The sequence below is a fragment of the Kribbella albertanoniae genome, from assembly GCF_004348455.1.
Classification (GTDB): domain Bacteria; phylum Actinomycetota; class Actinomycetes; order Propionibacteriales; family Kribbellaceae; genus Kribbella; species Kribbella albertanoniae.
Window position 1 is genome coordinate 1 of sequence record NZ_SMKA01000291.1, and the last position, 11,331, is coordinate 11,331.

The 11,331-nt window shown below is 67.6% G+C and carries 10 protein-coding genes; 6 read left to right on the forward strand and 4 right to left on the reverse strand.

What is annotated here, in order from left to right:
* Positions 1-11: 11 nt before the first annotated feature.
* Complete coding sequence (locus tag E1261_RS38000) at positions 12-1,025, reverse strand: LacI family DNA-binding transcriptional regulator (protein ID WP_238176685.1); 1,014 nt, start codon at positions 1,023-1,025, stop codon at positions 12-14.
* Positions 1,026-1,141: 116 nt separating this feature from the next.
* On the opposite strand from E1261_RS38000, the gene coaA reads away from it, so the two are divergent.
* Complete coding sequence (coaA, locus tag E1261_RS38005; protein WP_132414591.1) at positions 1,142-2,095, forward strand: type I pantothenate kinase; 954 nt, start codon at positions 1,142-1,144, stop codon at positions 2,093-2,095.
* Positions 2,096-2,235: 140 nt separating this feature from the next.
* Here coaA and E1261_RS38010 read toward each other — a convergent pair whose 3' ends face one another.
* From E1261_RS38010 to E1261_RS38020, 3 genes are read right to left on the reverse strand one after another with little or no spacing between them, the layout of a single operon-like run.
* A complete protein-coding gene (locus E1261_RS38010) occupies positions 2,236-2,892 on the reverse strand; it encodes an SGNH/GDSL hydrolase family protein (protein ID WP_132414592.1) in 657 nt (218 codons plus the stop codon).
* Positions 2,889-4,106, reverse strand: a complete 1,218-nt coding sequence (locus tag E1261_RS38015) for an MFS transporter (RefSeq protein ID WP_132414593.1) — start codon at positions 4,104-4,106, stop codon at positions 2,889-2,891. The genes E1261_RS38010 and E1261_RS38015 overlap by 4 nt, the downstream gene beginning before the upstream one ends.
* On the reverse strand, positions 4,103-5,632 hold the full coding sequence (locus tag E1261_RS38020; RefSeq protein WP_132414594.1) for a class I adenylate-forming enzyme family protein: 1,530 nt from the start codon (positions 5,630-5,632) through the stop codon (positions 4,103-4,105). The genes E1261_RS38015 and E1261_RS38020 overlap by 4 nt, the downstream gene beginning before the upstream one ends.
* Before the next feature lie 292 nt (positions 5,633-5,924).
* Between E1261_RS38020 and E1261_RS38025 the strand changes: the two genes are divergently transcribed.
* The 5 genes from E1261_RS38025 to E1261_RS38045 all read left to right on the forward strand — a co-directional run.
* Positions 5,925-7,205 (forward strand): SGNH/GDSL hydrolase family protein, encoded by a 1,281-nt coding sequence (locus E1261_RS38025; protein WP_132414595.1) that lies wholly within the window; start codon positions 5,925-5,927, stop codon positions 7,203-7,205.
* 85 nt (positions 7,206-7,290) lie between these two features.
* Positions 7,291-8,217 carry an alpha/beta hydrolase gene (locus E1261_RS38030; RefSeq protein ID WP_132414596.1) on the forward strand — a complete coding sequence of 309 codons (927 nt, stop codon included), beginning with the start codon at positions 7,291-7,293 and terminating at the stop codon, positions 8,215-8,217.
* Complete coding sequence (locus E1261_RS38035; protein ID WP_132414597.1) at positions 8,210-9,262, forward strand: alpha-hydroxy acid oxidase; 1,053 nt, start codon at positions 8,210-8,212, stop codon at positions 9,260-9,262. The genes E1261_RS38030 and E1261_RS38035 overlap by 8 nt, the downstream gene beginning before the upstream one ends.
* Entirely contained in the window at positions 9,262-10,524 is a 1,263-nt protein-coding gene (locus tag E1261_RS38040) for an aminotransferase-like domain-containing protein (protein ID WP_132414598.1), read from the forward strand. Before E1261_RS38035 ends, E1261_RS38040 begins: the two co-directional genes overlap by 1 nt.
* Before the next feature lie 49 nt (positions 10,525-10,573).
* Positions 10,574-11,331: MFS transporter (locus E1261_RS38045; RefSeq protein ID WP_132414599.1), on the forward strand; the 758-nt coding region annotated here is incomplete at its 3' end.

Consider the following 11,331-nt stretch of genomic DNA (forward strand, 5'->3'; position numbering starts at 1 on the left):
GGTGGTGGCGGCTAGTTGGGTGGTGGGGGCGGTGCGGTTGAGGCGCGGATGCGCATGTCTACGGCTAGGTCCAGGCGGAGGGCGGCTGGGGTGTTGCCTCGGGCCAGGTCGAGGACCAGGCGGGTGGCTAGTTCGGCCATTTGGCGGAGGGGTTGGTGGACGGTCGTGAGGGTTGGGCCTACCCATTGAGCGACGGGGAGGTCGTCGTAGCCGACTACCGAGAGGTCGCGGGGGATTTCGAGGCCGAGTTCGCGGGCTGCCTGGTAGATGCCGAGGGCCTGCATGTCGTTGCCGGCGAAGATCGCGGTCGGCCGATCCGGGAGGCGCAGCAGCGCCAATGCCTCGCGGTAGCCGCCGGTCACCCCGAAGTCGCCGACCCTGATCAGCTCCGGGTCGACCGTCAGTCCGGCGGATCGCAACGCGTCGGTGTAGCCGTCTACTCGTTGCCGCGAGCACAGGACCTCGACGGGGCCGCCGATCACCGCGATCCGGCGGTGACCGAGCCCGGTCAGATGCTGGGTCGCCATCCGGCCGCCGTTCCAGTTCGCCGAACCGATCGCCGGTACGTCGGCCGCGACATCACCCACGGGGTCCACGACCACGAATGGGATCCGGCGCGCCTCCAACTGCGCGCGCTGATCCGTATCCAGGTCCGAGAAGACCAGGATCGCCCCGAGCGGTCGGCGGTTCAGCACCGACTCGATCCATTCCTGCCGCGGCCGCCAGCCACCGCCGCACTCCGACAGCACGAGCTCAACCCCTTCGGCCCGGGCCACGTCCTTCACCCCACCGATCAGTTGGATCGCCCACTCGCTCTCGAACTGGCTGAACACCAGGTCGATCATCGGACTACTCGTCGTACCGGCCGAGCGTCGCCGGTATCCGTGCTCCTGGATCAACTGCTCCACCCGGGCCCGGGTCGCCTCGGCCACGTCGGACCGCCCGTTCAGCACCTTGGAGACCGTCGGCACCGACACCCCGGCCATGCCCGCGATCTCCGCGATCGTCACCCGCTCCACCGTCACGACCTCAGCCTATCGCCCGGAGAACCGAAACTTTCGGACCCATCGACGCCTGGTTGAGACGAAGCCCACGCCGGTGTGGTGTGGTGCACTCCCCGCGGATGGGAAGAATGGGGGCCATGCTGCAGCCGTCCCGGGAGGTGACTCCCTACACCGAGCTGGATCGGGCCGCCTGGGCGGAACTGGCGGAGACCACCATCTCGCCGCTGACGGCCGAAGAGATCGAGCGGCTGCGGGGTCTCGGTGACGAGATCGACCTCGACGAGGTCCGCGAGGTCTACCTCCCGCTGTCCCGGATCCTGTCCCTGTACGTGCGCCACGCGCGAGCACTGCACGAGGACACCGAGAGCTTCCTCGGCAAACCGGCCGCGACCCGGACGCCGTTCGTGATCGGGATCGGCGGATCGGTTGCCGTCGGCAAGTCGACGACCGCCCGGTTGCTGCGCGAGTTGCTGGCGCGCTGGCCCGAGCACCCGCGGGTCGCGCTCGTCACCACCGACGGATTCCTCTGGCCGAACGCCGAGCTGGAGAAGCGCGGTCTGATGCTGCGCAAGGGCTTCCCGGAGTCGTACGACCGCAAGTCCCTGCTGCGCTTCGTGGTCGAGGTGAAGTCCGGGCGGGACGCGGTCGAGGCGCCGGTCTACTCCCACCTCCACTATGACCGGATGAACGGCGTCCGCACCACCGTCGAGCAGCCCGACATCCTGCTCCTCGAAGGCCTGAACGTCCTGCAACCCGCACCCCGGCACGCGGACGGCAAGAGCGGACTCGCGGTCAGCGACTTCTTCGATTTCTCCGTGTACGTCGATGCTGCCGCCGCCGACATCCGCTCCTGGTACGTGCACCGCTTCCTGAAACTGTGGGAGACGGCCTTCCGCAACCCCGAGTCCTACTTCGTCCGGTACGGCGAACTCAGCCGCGAGGAAGCCGTCAAGAAGGCCGAGTCCCTGTGGGACGGCATCAACGGCCCGAACCTGCGCGAGAACATCCTCCCGACCCGTTCCCGCGCCACCCTCGTCCTCCGCAAAGGCCAGGACCACGCCGTCCGCTGGGTCCGCCTCCGCAAACTCTAACGTCCGAACGATCGGAGGACCCTCCTCCGGATATTCGGACGTTAAATCCGACTCCCCATTAACGTCCGAAGGATCGGAGGGCCCTCCTCCGATGCTTCGGACGTTGTGAGGTCGCGGGAGTCGGGGGGCTGGGGCAGCTGTCAGAGGGCCTTGAGGTGGCGGGCTAGGGCGCGGAGGGTTTCGGCGGTGGCTACGGCGTCGCTGCGGGCGTTGCCGTGGCGGCCGTCGGAGCTGTAGAGGCCGGGGTCGGTCGACAGCGGGTGATCGGTGAGGTTGATGTGGATCGTGCCGAGCTTGGCGGCGAGGGCTGCGGTTCGTTCGGACAGCGTGCGCATTCGTTGCCTGAGGCCCGGACGTAGCCACTCCACGACGGCCGGGCTGTAGGAGACGTCGAACATCCCCAGCGTCATCACGTCTGCGCCGGCGTCCTGCAGGGTGGTGATCATCTCGGTCAACTCACGGTCGACCCGATCCGCGTCGTACGTTGCCGGGAAAGCATCGTTGCCGCCGCCAACGACCAGCGCCAGATCAGGGCCGAAGGCAACTGCCGGTACGAGCTGGGTGGCGAGGATCTCGCGCGTCCGCAACCCGCTCACCCCGAGGTTGAGGTACGCGACCGGTCCGAGTTCGTGCGCGATCCGAGCCGCCCATTGCAGGTCGCTGTATCCCTCGACCGGCTCGCACAACCCCTCCGCCACGCTGTCACCCAGTACGACGAAGCGCCGCCACGGATGCCCAGCGAGCAGTTCCGAGCTCTCTCCGGGGCGCAGGCAATAGGGGTCGGTGTCCTCGGTCATCTGGCCTCCACCGGGGCTGGGGTATCGAGCACCTTGCCCGGCCCACGCCGGAGCAACGGGTAGACGCTGATGATCAAGCAGGCGATCCCGGATCCGATCAGCGCCGGGAGCAGGCCGAACCCGCTCACCAGTTCCCCGGCCAGCAACGCACCAAGGGGCAGACCGGCGAACGACGTGGCTGCGACCAACCCGATCACCCGCGCCTGCAGGTCCTTCGGGACATATTCGTACAGGACCGCGCCGAAGACCGGGTTGATCGCCGCGATCCCGATCCCCGACAGGAACGTCACCACGGCCACCAACTCCAGGCTGTCGCTCAGCCCGAGCACCAGCAGCCGCGGACTACCGCCGATGAACGCACCGAGCGCGAAGGTCAGGTACCGCGGCAGCTTCGTCGCCCAGACGGCGAAGGCGATACTGCCGAGGAGTGCGCCGGCCGCGAACGCACCGAGGGTCAGACCGAGACCCGCCGGGGATCCGAGTTCGTCCGCAACCCAGATCGGGATGAAGACCGCCGTACTGGCACTGGCGAAGATGTTCATGGTGAACGTGGTGATCAGCATCGTCGCCAGCAACGCGTCCCGCCGTACATAGGAGAAGCCGACAGCCAGGGACCGGAAGTACTTGTCCGGCCGGGCCGCCGACACCACCTCCGGCGGACGAACGAAGCCGGCAATCAGCAGCCCACACACGAGAAACGTGACCGCGTCGATCCACAACACCGACGCCGCATCCGTCCAGTAGATCAGCAGCCCGCCGAGCGGTGCGCCGAGCAAAGTCGCGCCGCGGGCGAACGCCTCGTGCAACGACGTGATCCGGATCAGCTGAACCCCAGCTGCCTCCGCCATCGGCCGGACCAGCAGCTCCTTCGACCGATCAGCAGCACCTCGCAGCGCACCGGCGACCGCAACCAGCACCAGCAGTACGGCGAAATCGATCGTGGCCATCCCCGCGATCGCGGCCACCGCGATCGCACTCGCCAGATTCGCCAAGATCGCCGTACGGCGAGGGCCCAGCCTGTCGATCACCGGCGCGGCCATGATGCTCACCACGATGTACGGCACCAGCTCGACCGCCGCCACCAGCCCCATCCGCGCCGCGCTGCCGGTGGTCACCAGCACCAGCCACGGAATCGCCACCATCGTGATCCGGCTGCCCACCGCGGACAACACGTCCGCGACGAACAGGATCACCAACCCACGGCGTGCGTTCATGACGGATGGAGTTCGGCATGAAGCTTGCGCAGGGCAACCTTGTCGACCTTGGCACTGCGAGTGAGCGGCAGTTCCGGAACGAAGTCGATGGCGGCCGGCGCCCAGACCTCGCTCAGTTCGTCGGTCACCCACTGCTGCAGCTCCGCGGCCGACACCACATCCCGCCGGACCACGAAGGCGTGCGCGGCCTCGCCGAGCACCGGATCCGGTACGCCGATCACCGCCGCGGCCCGGACGGCCTGATGACTGCCGAGCGCATCTTCGATCGGCCGGCAGTAGATCGGCCAGCTGCGACGCTTGGTCAGAATCATGTCCTGCACCCGGTCGACCAGGAAAAGGTAGCCGTCGGCATCGACATGCCCGATGTCGCGCGTCCGCAGCCAGCCGTCGACCAGGGTCTCCGCAGTCAGTTCCGGCTTACCCAGGTAGCCCGCGAAGGTCAGCCGGCTCCGAACCCAGATCTCGCCGTCCTGCCCGGCCTCGAGCACCCGGCCGGCCTCGTCCCGGATCTCCAGCTCCACATCGCCGTACGGCGTCCCGGCCGACGCGAGCCGCTCGGGATGATCCGGATCCTCGGTCAGACCGGGCTGGACGGCGACGACCACTGCCTCGCTGAGCCCGTAGACGATCCGCAGCACCGGCCCAAACCGCACAATCCCCTGCCGCAACCGGGCCGGAGTCGCGGGCCCGGCCCCGACGTTCAGCATGAAGAGGCTGGTGCAGTCGATGTCGGCGCTGCCCGGATGGTCCAGGACCTCGTAGAGCATCGGCGGGGTCAGGAAGGTCGACGTGATGCGCTCGGTCGACACGGTCCGATAGAACTCCTCCGGCGACCACGTGTCGGTCAGGAACAGCACCCCACCGGTGAACAGATTGAACAGGCTGGTGATCTGCCCACTGGCCAGCCACAGCGGCGAACCCGAGTAGTGCCGCAGCAGCGGAAACCCGTTGTCCACAAAGGCTGCGGCCAACTCGAGGATCTGCTCGTAGAACGTCTGCGTGTGGTGGACGAGCTTCGGATCCCCGGTCGTCCCACTCGTCTGCAGCACCGAATCCGGCGCCGGCACATCTCCCACCACATAGGGCGACGCAGGGACGCGAGCGACAAGATCGTCCAGCCCGTACGACGGCATCGGCGCGAGCGCGGTTGCGAGCTCACTCCCGAGCTCCGCGGCCTCGTCGTACACGAAAGCGTCGGCATCGGCGAGCACCGCGAACCGATCGATCTCCCGGCGGGACGTGATCGGCGCGCACCACAACACGCGGCAGCCGTGCAGGTGCAGGGCGAGCTGCAGCGCCGGGGCGTCGAAGCAGTTCGCCGCCATCACCAGCACCTTGCTGCCCGGCCGGATCCCGGCGTCCCGCAGCGCGGCGGCGATCCGCAGTACATCCGCGGACAGCTCGCCGTACGACGCCCGCCGGGTCCCGCGCACCAGCGCCGGCCGATCGCCGAATTGCGCGAACAACTCCAGGACCCGGCGCACGTAATTGCCGGAATTTTCGGGCAGCACGAATTCAGGTGGCATTAAAGAGTTTCTCCTCACCCCGAACGGCGACCCCAGCCGTGCCGAGACTCTACTGGACCACCCAGCACCTGAACAGAGCCGGAAACCGCATGCTGCACACGGTTTCGTCGCTCTCCGAAGCCGCCCGGTCACCGTGGCTCCCGGGCGAAGGTATACCCCTGCGAACCGGAGGTACGAACCCCTCGCTAACCGCCACCGGAAGCATTCGAAACAAGCATTTGCCGATGCATTGACCGGCCCGAAGAATGCGTAATACGTTCCGACCGATTCCATTCCGCCGGGAGGTCCGTCCATGCATGTTCCGAAGCAATGGCGCGCGGTCGCACTGACTGCCGCACTGACTCTGGCCGGGTCGACCCTGGCCGGCGCGAGTTACGGCGGCGGGGGTCAGCACGCCAACCCCTGGGTCGGTACCTGGGCCACTGCCGTCACGCACGGCAACGCGGCCGGGTCGACCAACCTCGGCCTGACCGACCAGAGCGTCCGGCTCGTGGTGCGCCCGTCCGTCGGCGGTGACAAGATCCGGATCCGGCTGTCGAACATCTACGGCGAGAAGACGGTCACCGTCGGTGCGGCCACTGTTGCCAAACCCAACAAGGCGACGCCGGAGCTGTCCGACATCGACCCGAACACCCTGCGCACACTGACGTTCAGCGGCTCCGGTACGGCGTCGATGGTGAAGGGTAGCGAGCTGCTCAGCGACCCGCTGCAGTTCGAACTCGGCAACCTGGACGACCTCGTGGTCAGCCTGTACTTCCCGGTGAACACCGGCCCGACAACCTTCCACGGCTCGTCACTGCAGGAGAACTTCGTCGGTCCGTCGAACCTGGTGACCGAGTCCGGCGGAGCGGCGTACACGCTGACCCGGCGCTGCTGCTTCTTCTTCCTGTCCGGCGTCGACGTCCAGACCGAGGATTCCAGGGGCTCGATCGTCGTCCTCGGCGACTCGATCACCGACGGCACCGCCAGCACCTTCAACGCGAACAACCGCTGGCCGGATCAGCTCGCCGAGCGACTGGCCGCCACCGGCAAGCCGTTCCCGGGCGTGCTGAACGCCGGACTGGCCGGCAGCCGGCTCAACCACGACGGCACCGAGCCTTCCGACAACGGCGCGTTCCCCGGCTTCCACGAGGTCGGCGTGAACGCGCTGGCCCGCCTGAACGAAGACGTGTTCCCGCAGACCGGCGTACGGACCGTCATCACTGAGCTCGGCGTCAACGACCTCTGGATGTCCGACGACTCCGCGGCCGAGATCATCGGTGCGCTGCGGCAGCTCAACACCCAGGTCAAGCAGCGTGGACTGCGTAGCATCGTCAGCACGATCACACCGTTCGAAGGGATGGGCGGCACCGACAGCTGGACGCCGGCCAAGGAAGCCAACCGCCAGGCGGTGAACAGCTATCTGCGGTCGAGCCGCGAGTTCGACGGCGTCCTCGACTTCGACAAGGTGCTGCGCGACCCGGCCGCCCCGAGCAAGCTGAACCCGCTCTACGACTCCGGTGACCACATCCACCCGAACGACGCCGGCTACCAGGCCATGGCCGCGTCCGTACCCTTGAAGCTGGTGCGGTAGATCTGTCGTCGAGTGATCCGATGCCGCTCTTCGCGGAGCTGCATCGGATCGGCCCAGTAGATACTGATCCGATTGGGGTGAGCTCATGCCGCTGGACCCGCAGGTGGAGGCGATGCGCGCCGAGCGCCAGGCCCGCGCCGTACCGCAGCTCTACACCCAGACGCTGGCCGAGGCACGCGCCGCCGACCTGGCCTCGATCCAGGAGGCGGGCGGTCAGGCCGAGCCTGTCCACTACGTCGAGGATCTCTGCACCGATGCCGGGCTGCCACTTCGGCTCTACCGGCCGGATCTGGCTGGGCCGTTGCCGACCCTGATCTACTTCTTCGGCGGTGGCTGGACGCTCGGCAGTATCGACACCGCCGACGGCATCACCCGCCGGCTGGCGAACGCCGTACCGTGTCAGGTCATCACCGTCGGGTATCGGCTCGCGCCGGAGCACCCGTTCCCGACCGCGGTTCACGACTGTCACGACGCCACGCAATGGATCGCCACGAACGCTGACAAGCTGCAGGTGGACGCGTCGCGGTTGGTCGTCGGTGGTGACAGCGCCGGCGGAAACTTGGCTGCGGCAACGACATTGCTTGCCCGGGACAAGGGTCCGGCGCTGGCCGGGCAACTGTTGGTCTACCCGAACACCCGGTACGGCGCGAACACCCCGTCGATGGTCACTGGCGACGATCCGCATCTGTTCAACAAGACCTCGGTCGGCTGGTACTGGAACCACTATCTGACCGATGCTCTCGACGGCCTCGATCCGCTCGCCTCACCGCTGCTCGCCTCGTCACACGAAGACCTCCCGCCGGCCCTGGTGATCACGGCGGAGTACGACCCGTTGCGTGACGAGGGTGAGTTCTACGCGGAGAAGCTGCACGCTGCCGGAGTGCCGACCACGCTCAGCCGGTACGACGGGATGGTGCACGGGTTCTTCGCCATGGCGGGCATTCTCGACGGCGGGCGGCGAGCGACCGCGGAAGCCGCTGCCTGGCTCAGTCGGATCTTCTCCCATGGCTGAGGCGTTGGCCGATTACGAACAACTCTCCGCGCTGTCTCCCGCCGTCCACGACTTCGTTGCCGGGGGCAGCGGCGCGGAGCTAACCCTGCGCCGCAACCGCTCCGCCTTCGACGCAATCACCGTCACTCCCCGAATCCTCGGCGGTGTCGAGTCACCCGACACCACAACCACGATTCTCGGTACGGCGGCCGCTCTGCCGGTCGCTGTCGCGCCGATGGCCTACCAGCGACTGTTCCATCCGGCGGGCGAGCTCTTCCTCGCAGAAGCTGCCGCCAAGGCCGGAATCCCTTACATCATCAGCACCCTGAGCAGCGTGCCGCTGGAAAAGATCGCTGCGATCGCGCCGTCGTGGTTCCAGCTGTACTGGTTGCACGACCGCGGGGCTGTGCGAGCGCTGATCGACCGGGCGACCGCGTCCGGGTGCAGCGCGCTGATGGTCACGGCCGACGTGCCCGTGATGGGTCGCCGGTTGCGCGACGTCCGCAACTCCTTCGTGCTGCCTACCGAGGTCACTGCGGCCAATCTTGTCGACAAATACACAGAGGCACATAGTGCGCTGAACGGCGCCTCCGCGGTGGCTGCGCATACCGCCGCTGCGTTCGACCCGACGTTCTCCTGGAGCGACCTCGAGTGGGTGCGGTCGGTGACCGAGATTCCCTTGCTGGTGAAGGGGATTCTCGATCCGCGAGACGCGCTCGCCGCCATCGACGCGGGCGCCGACAGCGTGGTGGTGTCGAACCACGGCGGCCGCCAGTTCGACGGAGCCCCGGCCTCGATCGATGCCCTCGGCTCCGTCATCGATGCAGTCGGCAACGACTTCCCGGTGCTGCTGGACAGCGGGATCCGCGGGGGCACCGACGTACTGAAGGCACTCGCGATCGGCGCGGACGCCGTACTGGTCGGGAGACCGTTGCTGTGGGCACTCGCTGCCGGAGCGGCCGAGGAAGCGCTCACGTTGCTCGGCCGCGAATTGCGGGATGCGATGCTGCTGGCCGGCTGTGCCGACCTGGCCGCGGTCGCTGACCTGGTGACGGGGCGGAGCTGATGGCCGACCTCGAGATCAGCACCCTGCACGCGTCGCTCACCGATCGCGCACTGAACTCGATGAACTTCCTGAACGAGATCTCGCATCACTATCCGGAGGCGATCTCGCTGGCCGCGGGTCGGCCGACCGAGGAGTTCTTCGATCTCGACGACATACCGCGCTACCTATCGCGCTTTGCGGCACACCTGCGCGAGCGGGGTCTCGACGAGCCGACGGTGCGGCGGACGATCCTGCAGTACGGGCGGACCAAGGGCATCGTGCACGAGCTGGTGTCCCGCAATCTTGCGGTCGACGAGGACATTCACGTCGCCCCCGAGGCGATCGTCGTCACCGCTGGATGCCAGGAGGCGATGCTGCTCACGCTGCGCGCGCTCCGGGCCGACGCAACGGACGTGCTGCTGGCGATAGCCCCGGCGTACGTCGGAATCACGGGCGCTGCTCGTGTGGTCGACCTGCCGATGCTGCCGGTACCCGATCTCGACGAGCTGCTCGCCGTGGTGAAAGCCGCTCGCGCCGATGGCCTGCGTCCACGGGGCTTCTACGTAATGCCGGACTTCGCCAACCCGTCGGGCCGTCGTTTGGATTTGGCGACTCGGCACCGACTGCTGGAAATCGCCGCGGCTGAGGATCTGCTGCTGCTCGAGGACAATCCGTACGGGCTCTTCCCGGCCGCTGGTGTTGATCGGCTGCCCACGCTGAAGGCGCTCGACACCGAACGCCGCGTTGTCTATCTGGGGTCGTTCGCCAAGACCGGGCTGCCTGGTGCCCGGGTCGGTTACGTCGTCGCAGACCAAACCGTCAGCACCGGAGGCCTGTTCGCCGACGAACTGTCGAAGCTGAAGAGCATGGTCACCGTCAACACGTCACCGATCGCACAGGCGGTCATCGGCGGCAAGCTGCTGGACTGCGACTTCAGCCTGACCGCGGCCAACCAGCGTGAGCGGGAGATCTACGCCGACAATCTGCGCGTGCTGACCGACGGTTTGGCCGCGCGTTTCCCGGGCGGCGAGATCAGCTGGACGGTCCCGTCCGGCGGCTTCTTCGTCGTCGTCACCGTGCCGTTCGCCGTCGACGATGCACTGCTGACCAAGTCAGCCCGCGAGTACGGCGTGCTGTGGACGCCGATGAGTCATTTCTACGACACGGACGCGCCGGTCAACGCCCTTCGGCTGTCCTGCAGTGCCGTAACTCCCGCCGAGCTGCAGGTAGGTCTCGACCGGCTGGCTGCTTTCATCACCGACCAATTGGTTCTCTCCACGTAGCCAGAACTGGACCTGTAGCGGAGGCCGATCCAGCCCTAGCGTGATCGGCATGACCATCCCCGTTGAGCAGGTCCGCCCACTGATCGACGGGCAGTTCGCCCGGGTACTGGTGATCTGCCTCGGCTCCGGGCTCAGCATGTACCTGCTGACCTCGGTGATCCCGCTCTACCTCGCGGCCAACGGCTCCGCCTCGATCGGACCCGGACTCGCGACCGGCGCGATGATGCTCTCCGCGGTCGCCGTCGAACTCCTGGTCCCCCGCATACTGGCCCGCTGGGGTTACCGCATCGTCCTCGGCCTCGGCCTGGTCCTGATGGGCGCACCCGCGTTGCTCCTGCTCACCACTTCGTCGCTGCCGATCGTCGTACTGGTCTGTGTGATCCGCGGCGCCGGCCTGGCCATCAACGTGGTCGCCGGAGTCGCCCTGATCGCCGACCTGGCACCCGCCCACCGACGCGGTGAAGCACTCGGCCTGTACGGCGTCATCGTCGGCATCCCGGCCGTGGCCGGCCTACCGCTCGGCGTCTACCTGACGGGCGTGATCAGCTTCGACGCGCTGTTCGTGATCGCCGCGGCCGTCGCCCTCGTCGTACTGATCGCCGCGACCGGTATCGCCGACCGGACCAGCACCGAAGCGCCCCACGTCAAGGTCCTTGGCGGCCTGCGCGGCAGCGGCCTGTTGATGCCGTCCTTCGTCTTCGCCGCCGTCACCCTCGCCGCAGGCATCAGCGTCACCTTCCTCCCCCTTGCCGCAGGCAACCATTCCCTGGCCGCCACCGCCCTCCTCCTCCAAGCCGTCACCACCCC

Coding starts and splice junctions, on each gene's coding strand:
- coaA (WP_132414591.1), top strand. CDS start 1,142: ATGCTGCAGCCGTCCCGGGAGGTGACTCCCTACACCGAGCTGGATCGG.
- E1261_RS38010 (WP_132414592.1), bottom strand. CDS start 2,892: ATGACCGAGGACACCGACCCCTATTGCCTGCGCCCCGGAGAGAGCTCG.
- E1261_RS38015 (WP_132414593.1), bottom strand. CDS start 4,106: ATGAACGCACGCCGTGGGTTGGTGATCCTGTTCGTCGCGGACGTGTTG.
- E1261_RS38020 (WP_132414594.1), bottom strand. CDS start 5,632: ATGCCACCTGAATTCGTGCTGCCCGAAAATTCCGGCAATTACGTGCGC.
- E1261_RS38025 (WP_132414595.1), top strand. CDS start 5,925: ATGCATGTTCCGAAGCAATGGCGCGCGGTCGCACTGACTGCCGCACTG.
- E1261_RS38030 (WP_132414596.1), top strand. CDS start 7,291: ATGCCGCTGGACCCGCAGGTGGAGGCGATGCGCGCCGAGCGCCAGGCC.
- E1261_RS38035 (WP_132414597.1), top strand. CDS start 8,210: ATGGCTGAGGCGTTGGCCGATTACGAACAACTCTCCGCGCTGTCTCCC.
- E1261_RS38040 (WP_132414598.1), top strand. CDS start 9,262: ATGGCCGACCTCGAGATCAGCACCCTGCACGCGTCGCTCACCGATCGC.